Here is a 25,662-nt window from a genome sequence, read left to right on the forward strand (position 1 = left end):
GGGTCCGGCAAGGTCCCTCGTACGGAAGTGATGCCCGCCCCATGACCGAGACACGAGACGTCGTCGAACTCATTCTCCAGGACCACAGAAAAATGGAGGATCTCTTCCACCTGATGCGCAGCGTCGAAGCCGACCGCGCGGCCGCCCTGCGGGAATTCGCCGACCTGCTGATCGCGCACGCGCTGGCGGAGGAGTCCGAGGTGTACCCCGCCCTCAAGCGCTACAAGAAGATCGACGACGACGAGCTCGAGCACGGCGAGGAGGAGCACGAGGAGGGCAACAAGGCGCTTCTCGAACTCCTGGAGGTCGACGAGGTCGGCTCCGCGGAATGGGACGAGAAGCTGGAAAACCTCGTGGAGGCCATCACCCACCACACCGACGAGGAAGAACGCACCATCCTCAACGGAGCCCGCGAGAACGTCGCCATGGACCGCCGGGAGGAACTGGGCGCGGCGTTCCTGGAGGAACGGGAGCGCCTGCTGAAGGAGGGCGGCGGCGCCGTGGACAACGTGCGCTGCATCGTCCGCTCCTGACCGCGACGCGTCGCCGCGTACGCGGCGGGGTCAGCGATTGCGTGGAGTGACCAGGCCGGATTCGTAGGCGAGTACCACGAGCTGGGCCCGGTCGCGGGCATGGAGCTTGGCCATGGCGCGGTTGATGTGAGTCTTCGCGGTCAGCGGGCTGATCACCAGGCGGTCCGCGATCGCGTCGTTGGACAGCCCCCGCGCGACCAGCGCGACGGTCTCTCGTTCGCGGTTGGTCAGTTCTTCCAGCCCCGCGCCGGCACCGGTGGCGAGCGGCTGGGTGACGTACTGGTCGATCAGCCTGCGGGTGATCGACGGGGCCAGCAGCGCGTCGCCGCGGGCCGCGACGCGCACCGCGTGCAGGAAGTCGTCCGGCAGGATGTCCTTGACGAGGAAGCCCGCGGCGCCGGCGCGCAGCGCGTGGAAGACGTACTCGTCCATGCCGTAGTTGGTCAGGATGACGACGTGCACACCGGCCAGGTCCGGGTCGGCGGCGATGCGCCGGGTGGTCTCGATGCCGTCGAGGACCGGCATCTGTACGTCGACGAGCGCGATGTCGGGCAGGTGTTCCCTGGCGAGTGCCAGGCCCTCCATGCCGTCGCCGGCCTCGGCCACCACCTCGATGTCTTCCTCGAGGTCGAGGAGCGCGCGGAAGCCGCTGCGCACGAGCGGCTGGTCGTCGACCAGCAGCACACGGATCATGAGGTGTGCTCCAGGGGGAGTTCGGCCTGGACGGTGAAGCCGCGCTCGCCGCGCGGTCCGGCACGCATCCGGCCGCCGAGGGCGGTGACGCGTTCCCGCATGCCGAGCAGCCCCATGCCGGGCACCGGGGCGCTGTCCGGTGTGGCCTCGCCGTCGTCGTCGACCCGGATCGCGAGGGAGTCGCGGTGGTAGGCGATGCGGACCGACGCGGTGGCCGCGCAGGCATGCCGGGCGACGTTGGTCAGCGACTCCTGCACGATCCGGTAGGCGGTCCGGCCCACCGCCGCCGGCACGTCGGGCCGCTGTCCTTCGATCACCAGGTGCGCCTCCAGGCCCGTCCGGCCGGCCCGTTCCACCAGCTCCGGGATGTGGTCGAGCCCGCACGGCGGGCTGGTGTCATCGTCGCGCAGGGCCTGGAGGGTGGCGCGCAGCTCCCGGGTCGCCTCCCGGCCCGCCTCCTGGATCGCCATCAGCGCCTCCGGCACCTGCTCGCCACGCCTGCGGGCGACGTGGACGGCGACTTCGGACTGAACCTTGATGATCGATATCTGATGGGTCAGCGCATCGTGCAACTCCCGCGCGATGCGCAGCCGTTCCTCATCCGCGCGACGCAGTGCGGCCTCCTCGCGGGTGCGCTCCGCCTCGTCCGCCCGCCGCTCGGCTTGCCGCAGCGCCTCCCCGGCGGCACCGGCCGCGACCAGCCACGCGATCTCCAGGGCGCCGCGGGCCCGCGCGTACGCCTCCTCCATGTCGTGCAGGGAGACCAGGGTGGCGAGCGGCAACGCGGCCACCATGACCACCGACGCGATCACCGTGACGGTGCGGTGCCCCGCCCGCACCGCGGCGTACACCGCGAACAGGAAGGCGACGACCGGCACGTCGAACCCGGCCGCCTGATACCCCATCGAGCACAGCCCGGTGGCGGCCAGCACGAGGACGGGAGCCCGGCGGCGGGCGGCCAGCGCCAGACCGCCCGCTGCCAGCAACGCCCAGCCCAGCAGGCCGAGTTCCGTGCCGGAGTGCTTCCCGGACCGCCCGGCGAGCAGCAACGCCACCGCCACGCCGACGGCGACAGCCCAGTTCATGACACCGGGTGGGACACCGAACCGTCCTCTGTCCATGCGCGCACCCTAGCCACAGGCCGGCGGGGGCGAGTCCCGCTGGGGCATGAGCGCCCAACTACCGCGGGCGCGGTACCGGTACCCCCGCCTGCCGCGTCGGCGGTAGACGGGTGCGCCGTCGGCGGCAGCGCGAAGTGCCTGCGGCCGGGGGACGACCGGAGGTGTCCCCGCAGGCAGCATCGGGTGACATCCGGAAGCCAGCCCCACGAAGCAGGAGGTCCAGCATGCGCACATCAGTGGTTCTGCGCGCCGCGGTCGAGCCGACCGCCGCCGATGTCTACGACATGAGCGCCGGGCGGCTCGGGGCCGTCGCGGCCGGCGTGCTCGCGCTGATCGGCGTGGTGGTCGGTGGGCTGGCCCTGGCCCGCCCCACCGGCCGTTTCGGCACCGGCACCGGACGGCGCGGCGCCGCCACCGCTCTGACGGCGGGGCTGCTCGCCATGGTCCTCGGCGCTCTGGTGGCGGCCACCGCCGACGGAGGGCTAGGCACCGGCAACGGGCTGGGAGGAGCCTTCGTGGCCCTGATCGTGGGACTGATCGCCACGGCCCTCGGAGGGCTGGCACTGACCCGCGATCCTGAGGTGTGACAGGTCAGTGGTGGGAGTGGACGACGGCGTGGCCCTTGCCGCGGCCGATCATCCACTTGTTGACCGGCGTGGTGATCGCGAACGCCACGGCGAAGCCGCCGAGCAGCGCGTACCAGAACAGCCCGTCCGACAGATGGGCGTCCATCGCTCCTGGCGTCAGCGCGATGATGACGTTGTCGACCAGTTCCATCACCGCGATGGAGACGGTGTCGGCGGCCAGGGCCACCTTGATCGCCGCCTTCGGGGACACCCCGGCGCGTACCACCGCGAAGAGGGTGAACGAGTAGCCGAAGACGAAGGCCAGGGCGATCGCCAGGATCATCGTCGGCACGTTGCCCCACCCCAGGGCGGTCCCGATGACCATGCCCAGGATCTCACCGATGGCACATCCGGTGAGGCAGTGCAGTGTCGCCTTCATCGCCGTCGTCCAGGTCGTGCCGTGGTCCATGACCTTCATCTCCATTCGACGCTCCGCAAGAACTCGGACGGCCTCAGAACGGAAACATATACCCCCCGTGGGTATCTGAACAGGGGTGGGGCGGGCACCCACCGGGAGCCCGCCCCACCCTGACGCGCTGCGGTCAGTCCTTGCCGAGCAGCTTGTTCATCTGCTCGATCTCCGCGCTCTGCGAGGTGATGATCTCTCCGGCCATCCTGGTGGCCGGTCCGTAGGCACCGTCGGCCTGCTCGGTCTTCGCCATCTCGACCGCGCCCTCATGGTGTTTGATCATCAGCTTCATGAAGGCGGTGTCGAAGGCCTTGCCCGAGGCGTTCTCGAGCTCGGTCATCTCCCCGTCCGTCATCATGCCGCCCATGTCGTGCGCGGAGTGGTCCATGGCACCCTTCGCGGGCACGTCCTCGCCCCAGGAGGTCAGCCAGCCGGAGAGCGTCTTGATCTCCGGGTCCTGGGCCTTCCTGATGTCCGCGGCGAGCTTGCTCACCTCGGCCGACTGCGCCCGGCCGGACGCGAGGCCGGCCATCTCGACGGCCTGGCGGTGATGGGGGATCATCCCCTGCGCGAAGGCCACGTCGGCGGCATTGCGCTGCCCCTGCGACGCGGAAGCGGACGCGGAGGAAGAGGCGGAAGCGGAGGCGGTGGCCTTGTGGCCGCCGTGTCCGGCCGAGCTGTCGCTGTCGCCGTCTCCACCACAGGCGGCCAGGACGAGCGCGGCCGCACCTGCGGCGACAACGGCGGCACCGCGGCGGGCGAGTGAACGGTTTTGGATCATGGTTGTGCAACTCCTCGACGCGCGCCGTTCGCGGCACGCGGTGGGAACGGATGTGAGGGCGTGCGAAGGCACGGCACCCTTCACCGGAGAACTCCGGACGAGGGGGTGCCGAGCGGGCCGCTCTATATCCGCAGAAGCTGCAGCTCGGAAAGATCGGGCGGAGCCCGGCCGTCATGAGGCGCCCCCGAGGAGGCCGCAGCGGGCGCGGGGGCCTGGGGCGCGTCCGGCAGGACGCCGGTCAGCGCGGGCGGCGTGTACGCCGAACCGATTCCGGCGGCCGCACACGTCCCGTCGGCGTGTTCGAGATGCCCCGAGCCGCCATCCGCATGCGCGCAACCCCCGCTCGCGTGCGGGACACCCGCCGCGGAGGCCATCACCATGTCGTGACCGGCAGCTCCCTGCGTCGCCGGCATCCCCCCGGGAGCGAGCCCGTGCATGCCCAGCACACCGGCCAGCAACGCCATCACCAGCAATTTGAGCAGCCGACCGGCGGGGCGGCTGCTGGATCGGGCGCTGGTGGTCACGGGCCCATCGTACGGGCCCGTCATGGGAGTTCCCCTTCAGCCTCGAAGGGGCTTGACCATGACGGCGTAGACAGGCGAGTCGGCGAACGGCTGTTGCTCGCCCGCCTTGGCGTACCCCCACGCCTCATACAGGCCCTGCACCTTGGGGTGCGTCTCGGTTCGCATGCGGTCTGCCCAGTCCCGGGCGTAGGAAGCGGACGGGGCCAGGACGAACAGGCCCCGATGGAAGTCGCCGATGAGCGTGCGCATCCTGGACAACGTCACCGACTCCTTCGCCGTGCTCGGTCCCGCCGTCAACGGTTGGCAGGTCCGCCAGGCGTGACGGTCTCCCGCGATGCTCAGGTGGTCTGGCTCGGGAACCCGGACGGCCCGCAGTGGCCGCTGCCCTCCTGAGGCGGCAGCCACCGGCCGGACGACCGCGCGCCGTGCCCGTGGTCTGCGGCGACGGCCTCAGACCACCGGCGCTCAGGTAAACCGATCCAGCGACGTCAAGTCGCATGTGCCCTATGCAGACCGGCCGCCCTCATCCGTGTGATACCGGGGTCTGACGGGATCCGCCGACAGGGGTACAGCCAAGTACCCCTGGAGCCGGACGTGTTGAGGCGAACCAGGGCCTAGCGTCGACTGCATGATCTCCAGACATCGCAGAGCCGCTGCGGCCACCCTGCTCACCCTGGCCCTGGCAGCGCCGCTTCTGGGCGCCACACCGGCCGCCTCCGTCAACGCCGCGCAGACCGCGCCCCAAGTCCCTTACAGCAGTGGGTTGGAACTACCATCCCCCACCGGTCCGTACCCCGTGGGTCGCCGTACCCTGCACCTGGTCGACCGGAACCGCACCGACCCATGGGTGCCGACGGCCGGTAACCGGGAGCTGATGGTGACGGTGTCCTACCCGGCACGCTCGGCGAGTGGATTACGGGCGGCATACATGACCGACGAGGAGGCGCGGCTCCTCCTGGAGGCGAGGGGACTCGACGGCGTCGTGCCCCACGAAACGGTTGCCGGGGCGCGTACCCACGCGCACGTGGGCACGCGCCCGGCGCCAGGGCATTTCCCCCTGGTGCTGCTCTCCCCGGGCTTCTCGATGCCGCGCACCACCCTCACCTCGATCGCCGAGGATCTCGCGAGCCGTGGCTACGTCGTCGCCTCGGTGGACCACGCCTACGAATCCGTCGGCACTGCCTTCCCCGGGGGCCGGATGCTGACCTGCGTGGCCTGCGAACGGGGCGACACTCTGCAGGAGCGGGCGGCTGTCGTGCGTGGCCGGGCCAGGGACATGTCCTTCGTGATCAGCGAGTTGACCAACGGCCGACGGGCCGGGACGCTGTCCCATGTGATCGACCCGCGCCGGATCGGAATCGGCGGGCATTCGATCGGGGGTGCAACCGCGGCGGCGACCATGGCCGCCGACCGTCGCGTGCGGGCGGGGGTCGACCTGGACGGTAACTTCGTTCTGCACCCTGCCGCGACAAGGCTCGGCGGGCGCCCGTTCATGATGCTCGGCGCCCAGTCCGCCCACAGCCCCGACAGCCCGACAACCGACTGGCCCAAGGCGTGGAAGCACCTGAACGGCTGGAAACGCTGGCTGACCGTGGCCGGCGCTGGACACTTCTCCTTCACGGACCTGCCGTATCTGGCTGGGCAGTTGGGCGTGTCGGACCCTGCCGTACCGCTGTCCGGAGAACGCGGGTGGCGCATAACCCACGACTACGTGTCAGCCTTCTTCGACCTTCACCTGCGGGGCATATCGCAGCCGCTCCTCGACGGCCCCAAGGCCACGCATCCTGAGGTCACGTTCCAGCAGCCGTGACCTGGCACCCGACAACAGTGCCGCAACCGCGTGGGTTCGCCTCAGGTGCCGGCGCCGACCTTGTTCGTGTCGACCTCGGTGTCGGGCGACGGCGCGGATGGCTCGGTCTCCTTGCCGGACCTGAGGATTTCCCGGGCCTTGTCGGTGTCGAAGTCGTTCTCCCACTTGCCGATCACGATGGTGGCGACGGCGTTGCCGCACGATGAACGCGCCGCCCGCGATGCCGGCGGTGCCCTTGCTGGTGAGCATCATGACGCCGGCCATGACGAGATGCTGTAGGCCAGGACAGGTCGATGCCCATGGCCTGGCCCAGGAAGAGGGAGGTCATCGTGAGGTAGACCGCGGAGTCGTCCAGGTTGAAGGAGAACCCTGACGGGATGACGATGCCGACGACCGGCCGGCCGACGCCGAGGGTCTCCAGCTTGCGCACGAGCTGCGGCAGGACGGCCTCGCTGGAACAGGTGCTCAGGGCGACGAGCAGCTCGGCCTTGAGGAAGCGCATCAGGCCGATCCGCCTGCTGGACGACCTGTGGGACAAGTCCGACCGCTACCGGCGCCTCGGCCTCGAACTCCCGCCCGGCGACGAACCCCGTACGCGCGACCTCCAGGTGCACCACCAGCTCGTCGACCTCGTCGAGGACGGCCGGGCCGCCGAGGCGGCCCAGCTGATGCGCGACCACATCACCCACAGCCTCACGGCCACCGCCATCAGCGCGCTGGAAGACCGCGAAGGCGCCCGTACCGTGTGACGCGCGCCGACGGATGTCCGGACGCTGGAACGCGCGCGACCTGGCCGCCTGACGGCCCCTCCCCGGCACGCAAAAGGGCGAGGCCCGAAGACCCCGCCCGACCCTCACGAAACCCCAGCTCAGGGCCACACCAGGCAATAAGGCTGATGCCCCGCCTCATGCAGCCGATGCGAGAAGTCCTGCCACTCGTGCAGCAGTTGGTACACGTTGAACGCGTCCCGGGGGCCACCCCGGTCCGGCACCGTCGACCAGATGAAGGCCGCCGCGCCCACCGCCTCCTCGCCGATGCCCCGCAGGGGGTCGACGACGGTCATCGGGAGCTTCACCACCGCGTAGTCGGGGTGCAGGACGACCAGTTCCAGGGGCGGGACCTTGTGCAGGGGGACGCCCTCGATGCCCGTCAGGACCATCGCCGCCATGGTCTCCGGCTTGATCTTGGTGAACATGCCGTTCATGCCGAGTTCGTCGCCGCCGAGTTCCTCGGGGCGCATCGAGATCGGGACGCGGGCCGCCGTCGCACCGTCGGGTGCGCCGAAGTACTTGTACGTCACCCCCACCCGGCCACCATTCCTGCTCCCCGCACGAAGATCGTCCACCCGGTGTTCAGCCTGAAATTCATCCACGCGACGCTCACCCCGACGTTCAGCCCGAAGATCGTCCAGCCGATGTTCAGTACGTCCGTCGGACCGCTCCGGTTCACTCTGCGGACCCTGCGTCTGACGAGTTTCCTGAGTGTCCTCCGCCTCGCGCCGGTGCTTGCCCCGCCGGGCACGTCGAGGACCCAGGTCATCGGTCCCCTCGCCCAGTCCGCCACCGCGATGCATATCTCCACCCGACTGCTTTTTCTAGGACGCGTCGCCCCCGCCGCGCAACCCGATCATCGTGTCAGTGACCTCCCCCGCGGCCGCCCGCCGAAACGTGCGCCGAAACATCTGTCCGCAGGATCTTCGCAGCCTCTGACCACCCTGGGCCGTTTGATCTGTGTGTATCAGGTCCAGTCTCGCAGACGGCCGGGAATCGCGGGCTGGATGCGGGCTCGCTCACACCTTGCGCGTCCCCTCGTCCGTCCGCCCCGTCACCTCCCCTGGCCTACCCTGAACAGGTCACTGGCACCCGGAGCCCGACAACGTCGGAGAAGGTCGGAGAAGTCGCAGGTCATGAGCGAACTGGCATATCCGTATGAAGCACCGGCCTCGCAGGCTCTGTTCGACCGAGCGGCGGCCGTCACGCCCGGCGGTGTGAACTCACCGGTACGGGCCTTCCGAGCCGTCGGCGGCACGCCGCGTTTCATGGTGTCCGGCACCGGTCCGTATCTCACGGACGCCGACGGACGCGAGTACGTGGACCTCGTGTGCTCCTGGGGGCCCATGATCCTCGGGCACTCGCACCCCGAGGTCATCGCCGCCGTCCAGGACGCCGTCGCCCGCGGTACGTCCTTCGGTACGCCCGGCGAGGGCGAGGTCGCGCTCGCCGAGGAGATGGTCGCCCGCGTCGCACCGCTGGAGCAGGTCCGGCTCGTGTCCAGCGGGACCGAGGCGACCATGTCGGCGATCCGGCTCGCGCGCGGGTTCACGCAGCGCGCCAAGGTGATCAAGTTCGCCGGGTGCTACCACGGGCACGTCGACTCGCTGCTCGCCGCGGCCGGCAGCGGTGTCGCCACCTTCGCGCTGCCCGACACCCCGGGCGTCACCGGCGCCCAGGCCGGCGACACCGTCGTCCTGCCCTACAACGACCTCGACGCCGTACGCGAAGCCTTCCGGGCGCACCCCGGCGAGATCGCCTGCGTGATCACCGAGGCCTCCCCGGGCAACATGGGCGTCGTGCCGCCCGCCCCGGGGTTCAACCAGGGGCTCAAGGACATCTGCTCCGAGAACGGCGCCCTCTACGTCTCCGACGAGGTCATGACCGGCTTCCGGACCAGCCGCGCCGGGTGGTTCGGGGTCGACGGCGTCGTCCCCGACCTGATGACCTTCGGCAAGGTCATGGGCGGCGGCTTCCCCGCCGCGGCCTTCGGCGGGCGCGCGGACGTCATGGAGCGTCTCGCTCCGGCCGGGCCCGTCTACCAGGCCGGCACGCTGTCCGGGAACCCCGTCGCCACCGCGGCCGGCCTCGCCCAGCTGCGGCTGCTCGACGACGCCGCCTACGCCAAGGTCGACGCCGTCTCGAAGCAGATCCAGGGCCTCGTTACCGACGCCCTGACCAAGGAGGGCGTCGCGCACACGCTCCAGAACGCCTCCAACATGTTCTCCGTGTTCTTCACCGACCGGCCGGTCAGGAACTACGAGGACGCCAAGGCGCAGGAGTCCTTCCGCTTCACCGCCTTCTTCCACTCGCTGCTCGCGGACGGCGTCTACCTGCCGCCGTCGTCCTTCGAGTCCTGGTTCGTGTCCACCGCGCACGACGAGCGTGCCGTGCAGCGGATCGCCGACGCCCTGCCGGCAGCGGCCCGCGCGGCCGCGGAGGCGACGGCATGAGCAACCAGAGCAACGGCGCGAGCGACGACATCACCGTCGTCCACGTCGTGCGCCACGGCGAGGTCGCCAACCCGGACGGCATCCTCTACGGCCGTCTCCCCGGCTACCACCTCTCCGAGCTGGGCCGGCGCATGGCGGACCGGGTCGCCGAGCACCTCTCGGACCGCGATGTGACCCACGTCGTCGCCTCCCCGCTGGAGCGGGCGCAGGAGACGGCCGAGCCGATCGCCAAGGCGCACGGCCTCGACCTCGCCACCGACGAGCGGCTGATCGAGGCCGACAACGTCTTCCAGGGGAAGACGTTCGGCGTCGGGGACGGGGCGCTGCGCCAGCCCGCCAACTGGAAGCACCTGGTCAACCCGCTGAGGCCGTCCTGGGGCGAGCCGTACGTCGACCAGGTCGTCCGCATGATGAGCGCGCTGAGCACGGCGAAGGACCGGGCCCGGGGGCACGAGGCGGTGGTGGTCAGCCATCAGCTGCCGATCTGGATCGTCCGGTCGTACGTGGAGCGGCGGCGGCTGTGGCACGACCCGCGCAAGCGGCAGTGCACGCTCGCCTCGCTGACGACCTTCACGTTCCGGGGCGACCGGATCGTCTCCGTCGGCTACACCGAGCCGGCCCGCGATCTCGTCCCGGCGCATCTCCTCGCCGGTGCCAAGCCGGTGAAGGGGAAGGACAAGGCGTTCGGCGCCTGAGCCGCGCACACGGCGCCCGGACAGCGCGTAAGCCCTTTCTGTTCGCTTCTGATTCCTCTGTTACGGAATCTGCAAGTTTCTGAGGAACCTCCCCGTTCATCACGTCCTCTGACTGGGTGACCACCAGAGAACGTGACGAACGGGGATGCAATGCGCCCTTACTCCCGCAGGGGAATGCTCGGAATCGGCGCGGGTGCCGCGGCCGCCGTCTCGCTCGCCGGGTGCGGTGGCCTCACGGGGGCAGATGGGTCCAGCCACGCCGACGGTTCCGGCGACACCGCACAAGGCGGCTCCAAGCCGAAGCCCAAGCCCAAGCCCATCGGCGACGGCTCCACCGCCTACACGGGCAAGCAGCCCCACCAGCCCGGCAAGCCCGAGCCGCTGGAGCCCGGCCAGACCCCGCCGCAGTTCGTCGTGTTCTCCTGGGACGGCGCCGGCGAGGTCGGCAACGGGCTCTTCCCGCGCTTCCTTGACCTGGCCAAGGAGCACGGCGCGAGCATGACCTTCTTCCTGTCCGGGCTGTATCTGCTGCCCGAGTCGAAGAAGCGCCTCTACGACCCGCCGAACAACCCGCGCGGCGCCTCCGACATCGGCTACCTCACCGACGGGCACGTCAAGGACACGCTGAAGAACGTCCGCCGGGCCTGGCTGGAGGGCCACGAGATCGGCACCCACTTCAACGGGCACTTCTGCGGCGAGGCCTACGGCTCGGTCAAGAACTGGACGCCGCAGCAGTGGCGCAGCGAGATCGACCAGGCGAAGTCCTTCGTGAAGGAGTGGCGCACCAACACCGGCTGGACCGACCTGCCCTCGCTGCCGTTCGACTACGACAAGGAGCTCGTCGGCGGCCGTACGCCCTGTCTGCTCGGCCAGGACAACCTGCTGCCCACCGCCCGCGAGCTCGGCTGGCGCTACGACGCCTCCTCGCCCGGCGGCCGCCAGGTGTGGCCCGTGAAGCGGCAGGGGATCTGGGACCTGCCCCTGCAGCAGATACCTTTCCCCGGCCGGGGCTTCGAGGTCCTCTCCATGGACTACAACATGCTCGCAAATCAGTCCATAAGCACCACAAAGGCACCCGCGCACAACTACCCGGGCTGGCGGGAGCAGTCGGCCCAGGCGTACATCCAGGGCTTCCAGCGGGCCTACGAGTCCAATCGCGCGCCCCTCTTCATCGGCAACCACTTCGAGCAGTGGAACGGCGGCATCTACATGGACGCCGTGGAGGAGGCCTTCAAGCACATCGCGCGCGAGAAGGACAAGGGCGGGGATGTGCGCCTCGTCTCCTTCCGGCAGTTCACCGACTGGCTGGACGTGCAGAAGCCGGAGGTGCTCGCGGGGCTCCGTACGCTCGAGGTCGGGCAGCAACCGGCCGGTGGCTGGAAGGGGTTCGTCGAGAAGACCCCGCAGGGGGCCGGGACGCCCTCACGGAACGCTGCCTGAAATGCGGTTTTCCGCCCGCAAGGGGGGTGCGCGAGAGCCCCGGAACGGGCATGCGAAACTTTTCACATGAGTGCCGCCAGCCGCGCCCCCCTGGGCTCGAACAGCTCGCCCCGCACGACCCGGACCACCCGTTCACCCCGGGTCCGTCGCCGCGCCGCCCTGACCGCCGGTGCCGCCGCGGCCGCACTGCTCGTCTCCGCGTGCGGCTCGGGCGGCACCTCCGGCGGGGGCGGCAACACCAACTTCGTCACCGGCTCCGACGGCACCGCCACGGTCGCCAAGGGCGAGCGCACCCCGGCCCCCGACCTGTCCGGCAAGACCATCGCCGGCAAGACGCTCGACGTCGCCGACTTCAAGGGCAAGGTCGTCGTCCTCAACGTGTGGGGCTCCTGGTGCAACCCCTGCCGCGCCGAGGCCAAGTACTTCGCGAAGGTGTCCAAGGCGTACGCCGACAAGGGCGTGCAGTTCGTCGGCATCAACACCCGCGACACCTCCACCGGCGCCGCCCTCGCCTTCGAGAAGGACTGGGACATCACCTACCCCAGCCTCTACGACCCGACCGGCAAGCTGCTGCTGCGCTTCGACAAGGGCACGCTCAACCCGCAGGCGATCCCCTCCACCCTCGTCCTCGACCGGGACGGGAAGATCGCGGCCCGCTCGCTGTCCGCGCTCAGCGAGGAACGGCTGCTGAAGATGCTCAAGCCCGTCGTCGCGGAGAAGTGACGTGACGGACGTCACCACCCTCGCCGCGGTCGCGGACCCCAACGGCACGGTGCTCAACGGCGCCCTGCTGGCGGCCCTGCCCCTCGCCCTGCTCGGCGGCCTCGTCTCCTTCTTCTCACCCTGCGTGCTGCCGCTCGTGCCGGGCTATCTGTCGTACGTCACCGGCGTCAGCGGCACGGACCTGGCCGAGGCCAGGCGGGGCCGGATGGTCGCCGGTGCCTCGCTGTTCGTGCTCGGCTTCACGGCGGTCTTCGTCTCCGGCGGTGCCTTCTTCGGCTACTTCGGCCAGACGCTCCAGGAGGAGCGCGGCGTCCTGTCGAAGGTGCTGGGCGTCTTCATGATCCTCATGGGCGTCTTCTTCATGGGGCTGATGCCCTGGCTCACCCAGCGCGAGTTCCGCTTTCACCGCAAGCCGGCGGCCGGCCTGGTCGGCGCTCCCGTGCTGGGCGCCCTGTTCGGCATCGGCTGGACGCCCTGCATCGGCCCGACGCTGGCCGCCGTGCAGACACTCGCCCTGAACCAGGGCAGCGCCGGACGCGGTGCCCTCCTGACCGTCGCGTACTGTCTGGGGCTGGGCGTGCCGTTCGTGCTCGCCGCGGTCGCCTTCCGCAAGGCCCTCGGAGCCTTCGGCTGGATCAAGCGCCACTACGTCTGGGTGATGCGGGTCGGCGGCACCATGATGATCGTGACCGGTCTGCTGCTGCTGACCGGCGCGTGGGACCGCATCGTGCAGGAGATGCAGGTCTGGTCCGACGGCTTCACTGTGGGGATCTGATCGATGAGCAAGACCACCGCCTCCGACCCGGCCCCCTCCGCAGCCGAGGACCAGGACCTGGGGGCCGCCGGATCCCAGCTGTCCACCGCCCCCAAGGAGGACCTGCCCAACCTGCCCGCCCTGGGCGTCATCGGCTGGGCCCGCTGGTTCTGGCGCCAGCTGACCTCCATGCGGGTCGCCCTGCTGCTGCTCCTGCTGCTCTCCCTCGGCGCGATCCCCGGCTCGCTCATCCCGCAGTCCGGCCAGGACGAGACGAAGGTCGCCGACTTCCGCAAGAACCACGAGACCCTCGGCGACATCTACGACAAGCTCGGCCTGTTCCACGTCTACGGCTCGGTGTGGTTCTCCGCGATCTACATCCTGCTGTTCATCTCCCTCATCGGCTGCATCGTGCCCCGCACCTGGCAGTTCGTGGGCCAGCTGCGCGGCCGCCCGCCGGGCGCGCCCAAGCGGCTGACCCGGCTGCCCGCCCACACCACCTGGCGCACCACGGCCGAACCCGAGCAGGTCCACGAGGCCGCCCTGGCCCTGCTCAAGAAGCGCCGCTTCCGCGCCCACCTCGCCGGTGACGCCGTCGCCGCCGAGAAGGGCTACGTGCGCGAACTGGGCAACCTCGTCTTCCACATCGCCCTCATCGTGATGCTGGTCGCCTTCGCCTGGGGCCAGCTCTACAAGTCCGAGGGCAACAAGCTGGTCGTCGAGGGCCAAGGATTCTCCAACACCCTCACCCAGTACGACGACTTCAAGTCCGGCAACCTCTTCTCGTCGGACGACCTGGTGCCGTTCAGCTTCAACCTGAAGGACTTCGTCGGCACCTACGAGCGCACCGGCCCCAACAAGGGCACCCCGCGCGTCTACAAGGCCGACCTCACCTACAGCGCGGGCCCCTACGGCAAGGACGAGAACACCACCGTCGAGGTGAACCACCCCCTGGAGATCGGCGACTCCAAGGTCTACCTCGTCAGCCACGGCTACGCCCCCGTCATCACCGTCCGGGACGCCCAGGGCAAGGTCGTCTACGACGACGCCGTGCCGCTGCTGCCGCTGGACGCCAACGTCACCTCCTCCGGAGTCGTCAAGGTCCTCGACGGCTACCGCAACGCCCAGGGCAAGAAGGAACAGCTCGGCTTCAACGCGTTCCTCGTGCCGACCTACGGCGGCCACGCCAGCGGCACGATGCTGTCGCAGTTCCCCGCGCTGGACTCTCCGCTGCTCGCGCTGTCCGCCTACCACGGCGACCTCGGGGCCGACTCGGGCATCCCGCAGAGCGTGTACCAGATGGACAAGACCAACATGAAGGAGTTCAAGGACTCCAAGGGCAAGCTGTTCAAGAGGCTGCTGCGGCCCGGCGATTCCATGACGCTCCCGAACGGCGCCGGTTCGGTCACCTTCGGCAAGACCGTCAAGGAGTGGGCCGGCTTCCAGGTCGTCCAGGAGCCCGGCGGCGGCTGGGCCCTCGCCGGGGCCATCGCCGCGATCGGCGGCCTCGCCGCCTCCCTGTTCATCCAGCGCCGCCGCGTCTGGGTGCGCGCGGTCCGAGGCGCCGACGGCGTCACCGTCGTCGAGATGGCCGGCCTCGGCCGCAGCGAGTCCGCCAAGGTCCCCGAGGAACTCGGCGACCTCGCCGGCATCCTCTACGACCAGGCCCCGGGCGCGCCCGACCCCGACGACCCCGCAGATTCCCCCGTACCTGCCGAAGGGGCTGAGAAGTGACTCTCGCCGCCGCAACCGATCTCGCCGCCGCCACCAACGAGAATCTCGCGAGCATCAGCAATGTGCTGATCTACTCGTCGATGGCCGTCTACACCCTGGCCTTCTTCGCCCATATCGCCGAATGGCTCTTCGGCAGCCGCAGCAAGGTGGCCCGTACCGCCGCCGCGCTCACCGGGCAGGCCGAGAAGAAGGCGGCCCCGGCCGTCACCGTGAACAAGGCCGGCGGCACCGCCGTCCTGGAGCGGCCGAAGGTCACCGTGCGGGCCGCGTCGGGTCAGCGGGACGTGCCGGACGGGCCAGGCGCCGCGGGCGGGGACGAGCAGGGCGACCTGTACGGCCGGATCGCCGTGTCCCTCACCGTGCTCGCCTTCCTGATCGAGTTCGGCGGTGTCCTCACCCGCGCCCTGTCGGTGGAGCGGGCGCCGTGGGGCAACATGTACGAGTTCAACATCACGTTCTCCACGGTCGCCGTCGGCGTGTACCTCGGGCTGCTCGCCCTGAAGAAGAACGTCGGATGGCTCGGCCTGCCCCTGATCACCACGGTCCTTCTCGACCTGGGTCTCGCCGTCACGGTGCTGTACACGGCCAGCGACCAGTTGGTCCCGGCCCTTCACTCGTACTGGCTGTACATCCACGTCTCGACCGCGATCTTCTGCGGCGCGGTCTTCTACGTCGGTGCGATGTCGACGATCCTGTACCTCTTCAAGGACTCCTACGAGAACAAGCTCGCGACCGGCGGAACGCCCGGCACCTTCGCGACCTCGGTCCTGGAGCGGCTGCCGTCCTCCGCCTCCCTCGACAAGTTCGCCTACCGCGTCAACGCCGCCGTCTTCCCGCTGTGGACGTTCACGATCATCGCGGGCGCGATCTGGGCCGGCGACGCCTGGGGCCGCTACTGGGGCTGGGACCCCAAGGAGACCTGGTCCTTCATCACCTGGGTCGCCTACGCCTGCTACCTGCACGCCCGCGCCACCGCCGGCTGGAAGGGCCGCAAGGCCGCCTACCTGGCCCTTCTCGCCTTCGGCTGCTGGCTGTTCAACTACTACGGCGTGAACATCTTCGTCTCCGGCAAGCACTCCTACGCGGGCGTGTGACCCTGCCCCGGACGACAACGAAGGCCGGTTCCCGCGACTCCACGTCACGGGAACCGGCCTTCGCCGTCTCCAGGCGCGTCTCCTAGGACCGGCCGACAGTGCTCGTGACGATGTCCCGCAACCGCTCCGCGTACAGCCGCAGGTTCTTGTGGGCGATGTCCGTGTCCGGGTAGCGGCTGGCGAACCACAGGCCCTCGTGCAGCCGGGTGATCCAGGCGCACACCTGGTCGCCGTAGGACACCCGGAGCAGCCCGTACGCGTTCTGGTCCGTCCAGTCGGCGGAGCCGGGGATGGCGCGGGTGTCGACGAACGAGACGATCGAGTACAGGTCGGGGGAGGTGGGGCGGAAGTCGGCGCCCAGGAGGTGCAGGACCCGGGCGAGGGGGATGCGGGCGAGCCGTCGGTTGGCCTGGAGGGCGGCGCGTACGGTGCGCAGGGCGCTGGGGAAGTCGGGGGCCTCGGACATGGGGATCTCGATCGGGGCGCCGCCCACGTACCAGCCGACCGACTGCGACCACTGGGACTTCACCCGGGTGTGGAACGGCACGACCGTGCGGTAGACGGGCTCGCCGCCGATCTCGTGCAGGATCAGGGCGCTGGCCGCGAGGACCCCGACGAGGCTCCCGCCGTACGGGCGGCAGTACGCCTCGAACGCGGCGGCGGCGTCCGCGTCCACCAGCATCTCGCGCATGAACTTCTGCGTGGGTAGCCCGCCCTCGGGATCCAGCCCGAGGTCGATCGGGAAGCTCGGCAGCCGTCCGTCGCAGCGCTGGATGAACTCCCGCCAGCGGGCGACGATGTCGTGGTCCGCGTCGATGCGGTCGGCGTCCGCCCGCTCGGCCTCGCAGAAGTCGACGTAGCTGCCCACCGGCTCCGGCTCCGGCGCCGCCGCCACCTCACCGCCCGCGCGGGCCGCCTCGTACAGCTCGTGGATCTCGGCGGGGATGCGGTGGATGGAGTAGGCGTCGACATTGCTGTGGTCGAACGCCATGTAGACGCTGGTGCGGTCGTCCCGGACGACCGCCGTGTAGATGAGGTTGGGCCAGCGCAGGGCGTCTGCCGTGGTGTCGAAGCGGTCCTGGAGGTGCTGGGCCAGGGCCGCCGGGTCGGTGAAGTCGCCGGCCTCCTCGCGGTGCAGGGACACCGAGGAGGCGTCGAGCGTGAAGCGGCGGATCGAGTCACCGGGACCGCCCGCCCAGCGGAAGCCGCTGCGCAGGGTCTCGTGCCGCAGGGTCCAGCCGCGCAGCGCTTCACCCAGCGCGTCCAGATCGGCCCGCCCCGGGATGTCGAACGCCGCGCCCAGCCAGGTCGGCACGAACAGCCCGTCCTCGCGCACGGACCGCGCCGTCCGGAGGTGCGACTCCTGGATGTACGCCGGCGGCCTGGAGTCCTCCGGCAGCGCCTTCGCCGTCGCGACGGTCGCCGGACTGAGTGTCCATTCGACGAGTCGCCCAGGTCGCACCTCGCAACGCTGGATGTCAGTCATTCGCACAGGGCGTCTCCGTTCGCAGGTGGGATAGACCCGACCAAAGGAATGCCGAACTTGCCCTCGGCGACACTGGGTTTCGCCACATTTCAATGGAACGGATGGCATCTCGAACGGCGATACGAGCCTTGAACGGTGCGTTCAGTTGACGCCGATGTCCTCGTTCCACAGCGCCGGGTTGACCGCGATGAAGTCCCGCATCAGGCCGGCGCACTCCGCGTCGCCCAGCAACACGATCTCCACACCGTGTTCGGAGAGCCAGTCGTGGCCGCCGTGGAAGGTGGCCGCCTCGCCGATCACCACCCGGGAGATGCCGAACTGCCGGACCAGGCCGGAGCAGTACCAGCAGGGGGACAGGGTCGTCACCATCGTCGTGCCCCGGTAGGAGCGCTGCCGTCCGGCCGCGCGGAAGGCGGCCGTCTCCGCGTGCAGGCTGGGGTCGTCGTCCTGCACGCGCCGGTTGTGGCCGCGGCCCAGCAGGGTGCCGTCGGCGCCGTAGAGGGCGGCGCCGATCGGGATGCCGCCCTCGGCGAGCCCGGCACGGGCCTCCTCCACGGCGGTGGCGAGCCACGCGCGTGCCTGTGCCTGGTCCAAGACGTCGTTCGTGACCTCGTTCATGACCTCATCCATGACCTGAACAGGACGCTCTGTAACCTGGCCCGATCATTGCCGCGCGGGCGGCAGTTGAGTCCCCGGGTGTGGAGGAGCGGTCATGGGTGCTGCGCCGGTTCTGGAGGAGCTGCGGGAGGTCTGCCAGCCGCACGCGAAGCTGGCGAGCCGCAACGGCGAGCACTGGGCGGGCCGGCTCTACATGCGGCGGATCTCCCTGCACACGACCCGGCAGCTGGTGCGCACGCCCGTCACCCCGGACCAGCTCACCTGGACCATGGTGGTGTGCGGTGTCGCGTCCGGCGCCGCGCTGATGATCCCGGGCCTGACGGGCGCGGTGCTGGCCGTCGTCCTGATGCAGCTGTTCCTCCTCTTCGACTGCGTGGACGGCGAAGTGGCCCGCTGGAAGGGGCAGAACAGCGCGGCCGGCATCTACGTCGACCGCCTCGGCGCGTATCTCGCGGACGCGGCGCTCATGGCGGGAGCCGGTTACCGGGCGGCCGAGTCGGGCGTCGGCGGCTGGCTGTCGATCGGCGTCGCCACCGCCCTCGGCGTCGTCCTCCTCAAGGCCTCCACCGACCTCGTGGACGTGGCCCGGGCCCGGCGCGGGCTGATGGTCGTCGACGACGAGGCGACCCGCCCGCGCTCGCAGGGCGTGGCCACGGTCCGCCGGGTCGCCGCCGCCTTCAAGATCCACCGCGTGACGAACGGCATCGAGGCGTCCCTGGTCCTGCTCGTCGCGGCCGTCGCCGACCTGGTGACCGGCGGCATCGAGCCGACCCGCTGGGCGCTGGGCGCGCTGGCCGTCATCACCTGGCTGATGGTCCCGGCCCACCTGCTGTCGATCCTGTCGTCGTCCCGGCTTCGGTGAGCCGGTCGAGGTAGGTGTGGAGGGCCCCGGAGCCCTCGATCATGGCCCTGGTCCGAGCGGTCAGGGCCTCCCCGCGAGCCGCGACGGCCGCGCGCAGGGCCTCACGGCTGCCCTCCCTTCTCAGCCCCTCCAGCACGGGCCGGATCTGGTCGAACAGATAGTGACTGCGGCGCAGGGTGTGCACGAGCCGGGCGTCCCGCACGTCGGCCGGTTCGTAGACCCGGTAACCCGTGCCGCGCTCGCGCCGGGGCGCGAGCAGCCCGGCCGCCTCCCACACCCGTAGCGCGGAGGTCCGTACGCCCAGCAGCGCGGCCACCTCCCCGATGCGCAACCCGCCGGACCGGGGGAGCGGGGCGGGGGGCTCGGCCGCCAGCAGCTCCAGGGCCTCGCTCGCCGCCCGCAGGGAGACGCGCTCCTCGTGCAGGGCGGCATGCGCGGCGTCGACCAGCGCGAGCGCGCCCGCGACATCACCCTCGTGCAGGGTCCGCATGATCCGCGTCGCCGCGACCGGCCCGTACCCGCGCATCAGGGTCCGGTACGCCAGCAGCGCACCGCGGTGCACCTCGGTGAAGGCGCGGTAGCCGGACGCGGTCCGGTCGGCCGGCGGGAGCACGCCGGCGTCCTCGTAGTTGCGGATCTGCTGCGTCGAGACCCCGGCCGACCGGGCGAGGTCGACGGGCCGCAGGCGGCGTGCGTTCGTCATCGATTTGAAGGTTACGGCAGCGACATCACGCCATAACGCTCAAAAGTCTCAACACCGCGGTTCAATGGAAGACTTGAAGGAATGGACTCCTTCATCCGCGTGACCGGCGCCCGTCTCCACAACCTCAGGAACGTCTCCCTCTCCCTCCCGAAGAACAAGCTGGTCGTCCTGACCGGCCTGTCCGGCTCCGGCAAGTCCACCCTCGCCTTCGACACCCTCCACCGGGAGGGCCAGCGGCAGTACCTGGAGTCGCTGGGCATGGTCACCGGCTTCGTCAGCAAGCCCGCCGTCGACTCGATCACCGGCCTGTCCCCGTCCATCAGCGTCGACCAGCACCTCACCAACCGCAGCCCGCGCTCCACGGTCGGCACGGTCACCGAGGTGTTCACGTACCTCCGCCTTCTGTGGTCGCGCATCGGAGTACGGCCGTGCCCCGGCTGCGGGAAGGACATCCCGCCGTCGTACGCCGAGAGCGACGAGGACGCCGAGGCCGGGCAGACGCCCTGCCCGCACTGCGGCACGCTCGTGCCCGAGCTCGTGATGGGCTCCTTCTCCTTCAACAAGCCCGCAGGAGCGTGCCCGGAGTGCACCGGCCTCGGCGAGGTGATCCGGCCCGACGTACGGCGCCTGGTCGACGGCGGGAAGTCGGTCGCCCAGGGCGCGGTGAAGGGCTGGAACGCGAAGTACACCGACTGGAGCCTCCCCGTGCTGCGGGCCGCCGCCGGCCACTACGGCTTCACCTTCGACGCGGACGCACCGGTCGACGAACTGGGCGACATCCCGAGGGATCTGCTGCTCCACGGCGTCGAAAGCCCCGAGTTCCGACGGCACTTCCCGGACACAGATCCACCGGCGACCGTGTCGGGGGGCCGCTTCGAAGGGGTCGCCACGGCGCTGCTGCGCCGCTACAGCGAGCGTGCCGACGACCCCGAGTACCGCGAACGGGCCGAACAGCAGGGCCTGTTGAAACAGCCCTGCGGGGAGTGCGGCGAGACCCGGCTGCGGCCGGAGAGCCGGGCGGTGACCGTGCACGGACGCAGCATCGTCGACGCCGCCCGGCTTCCCCTGACCGACCTCGACACCTGGCTGGCCGGTCTGCGGGAGCGGTCGGACGGGGACGAGTGGCTGCTCGTGGAACCGGTCGTCGCCGACCTGGAGGAGCGGGTGCGTCGCCTGGTGGACGTCGGAGTCGGCTACCTCACCCTCGGCCAGGCCACGCCCAGCCTCTCCGCCGGGGAGACACAGCGGCTGCGACTGGCCGCCCTGCTCGGCTCCGGCCTCACCGGTGTCCTCTACGTCCTCGACGAGCCGACGATCGGACTGCACCCCTCGGACACCGCCCGCCTGATCGACGTCCTGCGCAGGCTCCGCGACCTCGGCAACACGGTCCTGGTCATCGAACACGACCTGGACGTGCTGCGGGCGGCCGACCATGTCGTGGACGTCGGCCCGGGGGCGGGACGCGACGGAGGCCGGATCGTCGCCGAGGGCACACCGGCGGAAGTGGCGCGGACCGAGGGTTCGACGACCGGGGCGTACCTGTCGGGCCGGCTGCCCGCTCCCGCGTCGCGGGGCCGCGCGGACGCCGACCAGGCGCTGGTGATCCACGGCGCCCGGGCGCACAACCTCAAGGACGTCACCGCCCGGATCCCGCTCGGCCGCCTGGTCACGGTCACCGGCCCGTCCGGCTCGGGCAAGTCGACGCTGATCCTGGACGTCCTGGGCCGGGCCGCCCGCCGCCACTTCCACGGGGCCGGGGAGCAACCGGGTGAGCATGACCGCATCGACGGCTGGGAGCACCTGTCCAAGGCGGTCCTGATCGACCAGGAGCCGATCGGCAGAATGCCGCGCTCCAACGCGGCGACGTACTCCGACGTCTTCACCCTCGTCCGGGAGACCTACGCGGCTCACTCCAAGGGCGCCCTCACACCCGGCCACTTCTCCTTCAACACCCCCGGAGGCCGCTGCGAACGCTGCGAGGGCGCCGGCGTGCTCACCGTCCACATGCACTTCCTCCCGGCCGTGGAGGTGCGCTGCCCCACCTGCAAGGGGCGCCGCTTCCGGCCCGAGGTGCTGGCCGTGCGCTACGAGGGGCACGACATCGCCGAACTCCTCGCGGCGACGGTGGACGAGGCGCTGACGGTCTTCGCGGGCGTCCCGGCGGTCGCCTCCAGGCTCCGGCGCATGGCGGACGTGGGCCTCGGCTACCTCCCCCTGGGCCAGCCCGCCACCACCCTCTCCGGCGGCGAGGCCCAGCGCCTCAAACTGGCCAAGGAGCTGGGCCGCCGCGCCACCGGCCGCACCCTCTACCTCCTGGACGAGCCCACCACCGGCCTGCACGCCGCCGACACCGCCCGCCTCCTCGGCGTCCTCCAACGCCTCGTCGACGCCGGACACTCCGTCGTCACCATCGAGCACAACCTCGACGTCATCCACGCCTCCGACTGGCTGATCGACCTGGGGCCGCAGGGCGGTTCGAACGGCGGACAACTGGTGTCGCAGGGCGCACCCCGAACCTGAACCGATCCACAACCGCGGACGTCTTCGTTGCGTATCCACCCAGCCGGAGCCGAGGCTCCAGAAGGAGACATACCGATGCAGGCCTTACTCGCGCTGGCCGGCCGCGGACGCGCCTGGGCGCTGCTCGAGGCGACCCTCGCCCCGTTGTCCGCGGGCTGCACGTCGGTGTCGTCGTCGGACGACGGCGACGGCGTGCGGCCCGAGGCGTCCTGCGCCTACGTGGTCGAGTACGACAGCCGCAGATACCTCGGGAGAGAGGAGACCGACGTCCCCGTGGGCAAGTCGCTCGGCGGGGCGACCCGCGCGGGGTGCGACGACACTCCGGGCGACGGCGACGACGGGGAGGGCCCGGCCCTGATGACCGCGTTCGCGGTGCGGGGTGTCGACCCCCGGGTCGCCATCGCCGTGGCCGAGGACACCGACGAGTACCGTCTCGTCGTCGCCGACACCGTCAAGGAACTCCCGCCCGAGCTGAAGAAGGTGACCGACCGCCCCTGACGCCGGGGCCTCAGCCCTGCCGTTCCAGTACGGCGTAGTCCGCGAAGCTGCGGCGGTAGCGCAGGTGCCGGGTCTCCTGGGTGTGCCTGCGCTGCCACTCCTCGACCTCGGCGGGGGCCGAGCAGGGCCCTGAGCTCGCCCCGCAGTCCGTCTCCTCCCCGGAGACGCAGTACGCCTGGTACTCCGGCAGGGCGGAGGCGTCCTGGACGATCGTGTACGGGACGTACCGGAAGAGCCTGCGCCCTGACGATTCCCCGCCGTGCTCCTCGCGTTGGTGCTGCCGCAGCAGCACGTTCGCGTCCGTCACGGCACTTCCGTCGAACGCCGCCCGGGCCCTGTCCCGCCGGGCGGCGAGCTCCTCGCAGCTCGCGCACCCGGGCACCGGGACGGGGGGTCGGGTCGGGTCGAATGTGATCCCCTCCCTGGAACGGTCGTTGGCCGCGCGTACGCCCGCGCTGAGCCGTTCCTCCGGTGTCGCCTCGCGGATCCGTGCCGGGTCGGCCTGCCATTCCCGGCCGCCGCCGACCGGGCGCAGCATCACGTACGGGCCGGTCTTGTCCTGGTACTCGCCGACCTTGTGCGTGTGGGGGTCGTAGACGAGCGTTCCCGGTTCCATTTCGTGCTCCTCCGTAACTCTGGGTGTATCGAGCGTTGCGCAGGGGAATGGGCCGGATCAATGTTTCGGGCGTGCGGGTGGTGCACTGTCACGGAGGGGGAGCCCGTGAGTCGACGGAATGCCGAGGCGGGGCTGGGGGTGAGCACGGCGGCGGTGTTCGGGGAGGTGCTCAAGCACTTCCGCGAGGCCGCGTTGCTCACGCAGGAGGGCTTGGCGGGGCGCATCCCGTGCGACCGCTCGCACGTGGCCCGTGTGGAGGCGGGGACGAGGGTTCCGACGGACGGTTTCGCGAAGACCTGCGATGAACTGCTTGGTACGGGTGGGGTGTTGCTGCGGTTGTGGGGCCGGATCGACTGGTATCCGCAGGTGGAGCATCCTGACTGGTTCCGGCGGCGGGCTGAGATGGACGAGGTGGCCGTCACCTTGCGCGAGTACCAGGAGCGGGTGATCCCGGGCCTGTTGCAGACGCCTGAATACGCGCACGCGCTGTTCAGCCGCCGCCGTTCGGACGCGCATGAAATCGAGTCACGCGTCAGTGCGCGCATGAGTCGACAGCGACGCTTCCTGGCTGAGTGGGGCCCTCTGTACGTCGCCATCCTGGACGAAAGCTGCCTGCGCAACGCGGTGGGAAGCCCAGAGGTCATGCGGCAGCAGTGCGCGCACCTGCTGAGCGTCGGGCAGCGCCCCAACATCCGCGTCCAGGTCGCCCCGGCCGACCTCTTCGGGCTCGTACGTCCGAGAGGCTCCATGTCGTTGATCGAACTGGCCGATGAGCGATGGGTGTACTCGGAGTCGTTGGACCGGGGCCACTTCAACAACGATCCGGCCCTCTTTGCGCGGCATTCGCACACCTATGATGTGCTCAGGGCAGACATCTTGTCAGCTCGGCAGTCCGCCGCCCTGATCAGCGACGTGATGGAGAGGTACGAGCAGCATGGACAGCTACCGACTCAGCGCGGCGTCCTGGATCAAGAGCAGTTACAGCGACGACAACGGCGGCAACTGCATAGAAATAGCCCCCGGTTTCCCCGAAACCGTCCCCGTCCGCGACAGCAAAACCCCTGACGGACCGGTCCTGCTCGTCACCCGGTCCGCCTGGTCCGCTTTCCTTGCCGGCGTGTGCTGAGGGCGCTGCCCTACTGCCCGCTCAGCATCTGCAGGATCCGGTTGGCCGCCTCCGCCACCGGCTGGCCCACGGCCCCGACGGCCGCGGCGATCGCGGCTACAGCCATCAGCGCACGGTGCCGTTCCTCGGGAGGCGCGGCGTCAGCCGAAAGCACCGGCAGTGACTCGTCGATGAGCTGCGCGCTGGGCTGCGGAAGCTGTTCGCGCAACTCGCGGACACCCTGAAGCAGTTCGGCGATGGCAAGCCGCAGGGTGGGATCCATCGAGTCGCCGGTCGCCCCGTTCTTCACGATGCCCGTGTTGCCGCTGCCGCCGTGCATGTTGACGTTGTCGCCGTAGTAGTAGTTGTTGCCGCTCATGCCGCGATCCCCACGTTCCCGCTGCCGCCGTACATGTTCACGTTGTCGCCGAAGTGGTAGTTGGTGGGCGAGTTGATGGTGAGCTGCTCCACCGTCACCTGGAACTCGGTGTCGGGGTTCTCCAGTGCGCCCGCCACGTAGCCCACGAGCTGGTCGAGGTGCTGCGGGGTCCGGCTGGTGACCATGGCGGTGGACGGGCCGGCCGTCTCGATGGCGAGGACGTAGTGGGACGGCGCCGTGACCACGGAGAGCATGTCGACGAAGAAGTAGATCAGCGCCGCACCGGAGCAGATCCATACGAAGATGATCAGTCCTCCGCCGCTGGACTGACTACCTTCATACGGGGACATCCCGCTGTCGCCGGCCTCGTTCGCGAGGGAGATCAGGCCGCCGATGATCGACAGGCCGATGGCCACGGCCAGGATGATTCCGGTGCGTGCGAGGAAGCGGAAAACCGCCTCCTTGCGCTTCGGACGGAGGGTGAACGTGTACACCCGCGCGATGTTCCGCAGCGGGTAGGCCGCTGCGCCGACCCATAACAGCCGCTTGCTGACGCGCAGTTCGATGTCCGTCATGGCACGTGGCGGGGTGGAGGGCGGGGGTGGGACGTCCCACTGCCCCGATGGCTGCGCTGTTTCCATGAAGTCCCCCTGGTAGGCGGCGAGTTCTAAGTGACAGCCGTAACTGTCCGAAGACCATTGACGACCATGCGTTG

The 25,662-nt window shown here is 70.2% G+C and carries 31 protein-coding genes; 16 read left to right on the plus strand and 15 right to left on the minus strand.

The window, feature by feature from the left end; genetic code table 11:
• The first annotated feature begins 41 nt into the window (after positions 1-41).
• The gene (locus OHU35_RS24690; protein ID WP_189728366.1) at positions 42-533 is read left to right on the plus strand and encodes a hemerythrin domain-containing protein; all 492 of its coding nucleotides are present in this window, start codon (positions 42-44) and stop codon (positions 531-533) included.
• Between the two features lie 30 nt (positions 534-563).
• Here OHU35_RS24690 and OHU35_RS24695 read toward each other — a convergent pair whose 3' ends face one another.
• Both OHU35_RS24695 and OHU35_RS24700 read right to left on the minus strand, forming a co-directional pair.
• Positions 564-1,226 (minus strand): response regulator transcription factor, encoded by a 663-nt coding sequence (locus OHU35_RS24695; RefSeq protein WP_189728368.1) that lies wholly within the window; start codon positions 1,224-1,226, stop codon positions 564-566.
• The gene (locus OHU35_RS24700) at positions 1,223-2,347 is read right to left on the minus strand and encodes a sensor histidine kinase (protein WP_189728370.1); all 1,125 of its coding nucleotides are present in this window, start codon (positions 2,345-2,347) and stop codon (positions 1,223-1,225) included. Before OHU35_RS24700 ends, OHU35_RS24695 begins: the two co-directional genes overlap by 4 nt.
• 224 nt (positions 2,348-2,571) lie before the next feature.
• Here OHU35_RS24700 and OHU35_RS24705 point away from each other — a divergent pair, with 224 nt between their 5' ends.
• Positions 2,572-2,934: a DUF6223 family protein gene (locus tag OHU35_RS24705; protein WP_189728373.1), complete on the plus strand. Its 363-nt coding sequence runs from the start codon at positions 2,572-2,574 to the stop codon at positions 2,932-2,934.
• 4 nt (positions 2,935-2,938) lie between these two features.
• Here the strand turns inward: OHU35_RS24705 and OHU35_RS24710 are convergent, their stop codons facing one another.
• The 4 genes from OHU35_RS24710 to OHU35_RS24725 form a co-directional block, all read right to left on the minus strand.
• Positions 2,939-3,397, minus strand: a complete 459-nt coding sequence (locus tag OHU35_RS24710; protein ID WP_189728375.1) for a DUF4396 domain-containing protein — start codon at positions 3,395-3,397, stop codon at positions 2,939-2,941.
• 118 nt (positions 3,398-3,515) lie between these two features.
• Positions 3,516-4,163 carry a DUF305 domain-containing protein gene (locus tag OHU35_RS24715; RefSeq protein ID WP_189728378.1) on the minus strand — a complete coding sequence of 216 codons (648 nt, stop codon included), beginning with the start codon at positions 4,161-4,163 and terminating at the stop codon, positions 3,516-3,518.
• A gap of 122 nt (positions 4,164-4,285) precedes the next feature.
• On the minus strand, positions 4,286-4,687 hold the full coding sequence (locus OHU35_RS24720; RefSeq protein ID WP_189728380.1) for a DUF6153 family protein: 402 nt from the start codon (positions 4,685-4,687) through the stop codon (positions 4,286-4,288).
• Between the two features lie 36 nt (positions 4,688-4,723).
• Positions 4,724-4,951 carry a hypothetical protein gene (locus OHU35_RS24725; RefSeq protein WP_372498790.1) on the minus strand — a complete coding sequence of 76 codons (228 nt, stop codon included), beginning with the start codon at positions 4,949-4,951 and terminating at the stop codon, positions 4,724-4,726.
• Positions 4,952-5,315: 364 nt separating this feature from the next.
• Between OHU35_RS24725 and OHU35_RS24730 the strand changes: the two genes are divergently transcribed.
• Positions 5,316-6,497, plus strand: coding sequence for an alpha/beta hydrolase (locus OHU35_RS24730; protein ID WP_189728382.1), 1,182 nt, complete (start codon positions 5,316-5,318; stop codon positions 6,495-6,497).
• A gap of 41 nt (positions 6,498-6,538) precedes the next feature.
• On the opposite strand, the gene OHU35_RS24735 is transcribed toward OHU35_RS24730, so the two are convergent.
• Both OHU35_RS24735 and OHU35_RS24740 read right to left on the minus strand, forming a co-directional pair.
• Positions 6,539-6,673, minus strand: coding sequence for a hypothetical protein (locus OHU35_RS24735; RefSeq protein ID WP_267943914.1), 135 nt, complete (start codon positions 6,671-6,673; stop codon positions 6,539-6,541).
• Entirely contained in the window at positions 6,670-6,999 is a 330-nt protein-coding gene (locus OHU35_RS24740) for a cation:dicarboxylate symporter family transporter (protein WP_359887615.1), read from the minus strand. Before OHU35_RS24740 ends, OHU35_RS24735 begins: the two co-directional genes overlap by 4 nt.
• Here OHU35_RS24740 and OHU35_RS24745 point away from each other — a divergent pair.
• Complete coding sequence (locus OHU35_RS24745; RefSeq protein WP_229873279.1) at positions 6,986-7,246, plus strand: FCD domain-containing protein; 261 nt, start codon at positions 6,986-6,988, stop codon at positions 7,244-7,246. The genes OHU35_RS24740 and OHU35_RS24745 overlap by 14 nt on opposite strands.
• Before the next feature lie 119 nt (positions 7,247-7,365).
• Here the strand turns inward: OHU35_RS24745 and OHU35_RS24750 are convergent, their stop codons facing one another.
• Complete coding sequence (locus tag OHU35_RS24750; protein WP_003974483.1) at positions 7,366-7,803, minus strand: hypothetical protein; 438 nt, start codon at positions 7,801-7,803, stop codon at positions 7,366-7,368.
• A 600-nt stretch (positions 7,804-8,403) separates the two neighbouring features.
• Here OHU35_RS24750 and hemL point away from each other — a divergent pair.
• The 7 genes from hemL to ccsB all read left to right on the plus strand — a co-directional run bounded on the left by hemL (position 8,404) and on the right by ccsB (position 16,160).
• Positions 8,404-9,720 carry a glutamate-1-semialdehyde 2,1-aminomutase gene (hemL, locus tag OHU35_RS24755; protein ID WP_189728388.1) on the plus strand — a complete coding sequence of 439 codons (1,317 nt, stop codon included), beginning with the start codon at positions 8,404-8,406 and terminating at the stop codon, positions 9,718-9,720.
• Positions 9,717-10,415, plus strand: coding sequence for a histidine phosphatase family protein (locus tag OHU35_RS24760; protein WP_189728390.1), 699 nt, complete (start codon positions 9,717-9,719; stop codon positions 10,413-10,415). Before hemL ends, OHU35_RS24760 begins: the two co-directional genes overlap by 4 nt.
• Positions 10,416-10,565: 150 nt before the next feature.
• Positions 10,566-11,855 carry a hypothetical protein gene (locus OHU35_RS24765; protein ID WP_359887612.1) on the plus strand — a complete coding sequence of 430 codons (1,290 nt, stop codon included), beginning with the start codon at positions 10,566-10,568 and terminating at the stop codon, positions 11,853-11,855.
• Positions 11,856-11,921: 66 nt separating this feature from the next.
• Positions 11,922-12,578 (plus strand): TlpA disulfide reductase family protein, encoded by a 657-nt coding sequence (locus OHU35_RS24770; RefSeq protein WP_189728397.1) that lies wholly within the window; start codon positions 11,922-11,924, stop codon positions 12,576-12,578.
• A gap of 1 nt (position 12,579) precedes the next feature.
• The gene (locus tag OHU35_RS24775; protein WP_405506894.1) at positions 12,580-13,353 is read left to right on the plus strand and encodes a cytochrome c biogenesis CcdA family protein; all 774 of its coding nucleotides are present in this window, start codon (positions 12,580-12,582) and stop codon (positions 13,351-13,353) included.
• 3 nt (positions 13,354-13,356) lie between these two features.
• On the plus strand, positions 13,357-15,066 hold the full coding sequence (locus OHU35_RS24780; RefSeq protein WP_405506896.1) for a cytochrome c biogenesis protein ResB: 1,710 nt from the start codon (positions 13,357-13,359) through the stop codon (positions 15,064-15,066).
• The gene (gene ccsB, locus OHU35_RS24785) at positions 15,063-16,160 is read left to right on the plus strand and encodes a c-type cytochrome biogenesis protein CcsB (RefSeq protein ID WP_189728404.1); all 1,098 of its coding nucleotides are present in this window, start codon (positions 15,063-15,065) and stop codon (positions 16,158-16,160) included. The genes OHU35_RS24780 and ccsB overlap by 4 nt, the downstream gene beginning before the upstream one ends.
• Positions 16,161-16,242: 82 nt before the next feature.
• Here the strand turns inward: ccsB and OHU35_RS24790 are convergent, their stop codons facing one another.
• Positions 16,243-17,652, minus strand: coding sequence for a condensation domain-containing protein (locus OHU35_RS24790; protein WP_189728406.1), 1,410 nt, complete (start codon positions 17,650-17,652; stop codon positions 16,243-16,245).
• Positions 17,653-17,787: 135 nt separating this feature from the next.
• Positions 17,788-18,264 carry a nucleoside deaminase gene (locus tag OHU35_RS24795; RefSeq protein WP_405506898.1) on the minus strand — a complete coding sequence of 159 codons (477 nt, stop codon included), beginning with the start codon at positions 18,262-18,264 and terminating at the stop codon, positions 17,788-17,790.
• A 94-nt stretch (positions 18,265-18,358) separates the two neighbouring features.
• On the opposite strand from OHU35_RS24795, the gene OHU35_RS24800 reads away from it, so the two are divergent.
• Complete coding sequence (locus OHU35_RS24800; protein ID WP_189728410.1) at positions 18,359-19,126, plus strand: CDP-alcohol phosphatidyltransferase family protein; 768 nt, start codon at positions 18,359-18,361, stop codon at positions 19,124-19,126.
• Here the strand turns inward: OHU35_RS24800 and OHU35_RS24805 are convergent.
• The gene (locus tag OHU35_RS24805) at positions 19,065-19,829 is read right to left on the minus strand and encodes a MerR family transcriptional regulator (RefSeq protein WP_189728412.1); all 765 of its coding nucleotides are present in this window, start codon (positions 19,827-19,829) and stop codon (positions 19,065-19,067) included. The two genes, OHU35_RS24800 and OHU35_RS24805, sit on opposite strands and share 62 nt — an antisense overlap.
• Before the next feature lie 81 nt (positions 19,830-19,910).
• On the opposite strand from OHU35_RS24805, the gene uvrA reads away from it, so the two are divergent.
• Positions 19,911-22,349 (plus strand): excinuclease ABC subunit UvrA, encoded by a 2,439-nt coding sequence (gene uvrA / locus OHU35_RS24810; RefSeq protein ID WP_405506900.1) that lies wholly within the window; start codon positions 19,911-19,913, stop codon positions 22,347-22,349.
• Between the two features lie 75 nt (positions 22,350-22,424).
• Positions 22,425-22,847 (plus strand): DUF6281 family protein, encoded by a 423-nt coding sequence (locus tag OHU35_RS24815; RefSeq protein ID WP_405506902.1) that lies wholly within the window; start codon positions 22,425-22,427, stop codon positions 22,845-22,847.
• A gap of 10 nt (positions 22,848-22,857) precedes the next feature.
• Here OHU35_RS24815 and OHU35_RS24820 read toward each other — a convergent pair whose 3' ends face one another.
• Positions 22,858-23,463: a hypothetical protein gene (locus OHU35_RS24820; RefSeq protein ID WP_189728418.1), complete on the minus strand. Its 606-nt coding sequence runs from the start codon at positions 23,461-23,463 to the stop codon at positions 22,858-22,860.
• 105 nt (positions 23,464-23,568) lie between these two features.
• Here OHU35_RS24820 and OHU35_RS24825 point away from each other — a divergent pair, with 105 nt between their 5' ends.
• Together OHU35_RS24825 and OHU35_RS24830 are read left to right on the plus strand one after the other, a co-directional pair.
• Complete coding sequence (locus OHU35_RS24825; RefSeq protein ID WP_189728420.1) at positions 23,569-24,528, plus strand: helix-turn-helix transcriptional regulator; 960 nt, start codon at positions 23,569-23,571, stop codon at positions 24,526-24,528.
• Positions 24,476-24,589 (plus strand): DUF397 domain-containing protein, encoded by a 114-nt coding sequence (locus OHU35_RS24830; protein WP_308400971.1) that lies wholly within the window; start codon positions 24,476-24,478, stop codon positions 24,587-24,589. The genes OHU35_RS24825 and OHU35_RS24830 overlap by 53 nt, the downstream gene beginning before the upstream one ends.
• A gap of 10 nt (positions 24,590-24,599) precedes the next feature.
• On the opposite strand, the gene OHU35_RS24835 is transcribed toward OHU35_RS24830, so the two are convergent.
• Positions 24,600-24,947: a hypothetical protein gene (locus OHU35_RS24835; protein WP_189728422.1), complete on the minus strand. Its 348-nt coding sequence runs from the start codon at positions 24,945-24,947 to the stop codon at positions 24,600-24,602.
• Positions 24,944-25,522 (minus strand): DUF6232 family protein, encoded by a 579-nt coding sequence (locus OHU35_RS24840; RefSeq protein ID WP_189728765.1) that lies wholly within the window; start codon positions 25,520-25,522, stop codon positions 24,944-24,946. The genes OHU35_RS24835 and OHU35_RS24840 overlap by 4 nt, the downstream gene beginning before the upstream one ends.
• Positions 25,523-25,662 lie beyond the last annotated feature (140 nt).

Source organism: Streptomyces purpurascens, from assembly GCF_045040895.1.
GTDB lineage: Bacteria > Actinomycetota > Actinomycetes > Streptomycetales > Streptomycetaceae > Streptomyces > Streptomyces purpurascens.

Bases quoted from the DNA above. Each gene is read 5' to 3' on its own strand.
- OHU35_RS24805 (WP_189728412.1), bottom strand. From the start codon at position 19,829: ATGACGAACGCACGCCGCCTGCGGCCCGTCGACCTCGCCCGGTCGGCC.
- OHU35_RS24835 (WP_189728422.1), bottom strand. From the start codon at position 24,947: ATGAGCGGCAACAACTACTACTACGGCGACAACGTCAACATGCACGGC.
- OHU35_RS24780 (WP_405506896.1), top strand. From the start codon at position 13,357: ATGAGCAAGACCACCGCCTCCGACCCGGCCCCCTCCGCAGCCGAGGAC.
- OHU35_RS24795 (WP_405506898.1), bottom strand. From the start codon at position 18,264: ATGAACGAGGTCACGAACGACGTCTTGGACCAGGCACAGGCACGCGCG.
- hemL (WP_189728388.1), top strand. From the start codon at position 8,404: ATGAGCGAACTGGCATATCCGTATGAAGCACCGGCCTCGCAGGCTCTG.
- OHU35_RS24695 (WP_189728368.1), bottom strand. From the start codon at position 1,226: ATGATCCGTGTGCTGCTGGTCGACGACCAGCCGCTCGTGCGCAGCGGC.
- OHU35_RS24800 (WP_189728410.1), top strand. From the start codon at position 18,359: ATGGGTGCTGCGCCGGTTCTGGAGGAGCTGCGGGAGGTCTGCCAGCCG.
- OHU35_RS24770 (WP_189728397.1), top strand. From the start codon at position 11,922: ATGAGTGCCGCCAGCCGCGCCCCCCTGGGCTCGAACAGCTCGCCCCGC.
- OHU35_RS24700 (WP_189728370.1), bottom strand. From the start codon at position 2,347: ATGGACAGAGGACGGTTCGGTGTCCCACCCGGTGTCATGAACTGGGCT.
- OHU35_RS24760 (WP_189728390.1), top strand. From the start codon at position 9,717: ATGAGCAACCAGAGCAACGGCGCGAGCGACGACATCACCGTCGTCCAC.
- OHU35_RS24740 (WP_359887615.1), bottom strand. From the start codon at position 6,999: ATGCGCTTCCTCAAGGCCGAGCTGCTCGTCGCCCTGAGCACCTGTTCC.
- OHU35_RS24690 (WP_189728366.1), top strand. From the start codon at position 42: ATGACCGAGACACGAGACGTCGTCGAACTCATTCTCCAGGACCACAGA.
- OHU35_RS24705 (WP_189728373.1), top strand. From the start codon at position 2,572: ATGCGCACATCAGTGGTTCTGCGCGCCGCGGTCGAGCCGACCGCCGCC.
- OHU35_RS24715 (WP_189728378.1), bottom strand. From the start codon at position 4,163: ATGATCCAAAACCGTTCACTCGCCCGCCGCGGTGCCGCCGTTGTCGCC.
- OHU35_RS24730 (WP_189728382.1), top strand. From the start codon at position 5,316: ATGATCTCCAGACATCGCAGAGCCGCTGCGGCCACCCTGCTCACCCTG.
- OHU35_RS24710 (WP_189728375.1), bottom strand. From the start codon at position 3,397: ATGGAGATGAAGGTCATGGACCACGGCACGACCTGGACGACGGCGATG.
- OHU35_RS24840 (WP_189728765.1), bottom strand. From the start codon at position 25,522: ATGACGGACATCGAACTGCGCGTCAGCAAGCGGCTGTTATGGGTCGGC.
- OHU35_RS24820 (WP_189728418.1), bottom strand. From the start codon at position 23,463: ATGGAACCGGGAACGCTCGTCTACGACCCCCACACGCACAAGGTCGGC.
- uvrA (WP_405506900.1), top strand. From the start codon at position 19,911: ATGGACTCCTTCATCCGCGTGACCGGCGCCCGTCTCCACAACCTCAGG.
- OHU35_RS24765 (WP_359887612.1), top strand. From the start codon at position 10,566: ATGCGCCCTTACTCCCGCAGGGGAATGCTCGGAATCGGCGCGGGTGCC.
- OHU35_RS24815 (WP_405506902.1), top strand. From the start codon at position 22,425: ATGCAGGCCTTACTCGCGCTGGCCGGCCGCGGACGCGCCTGGGCGCTG.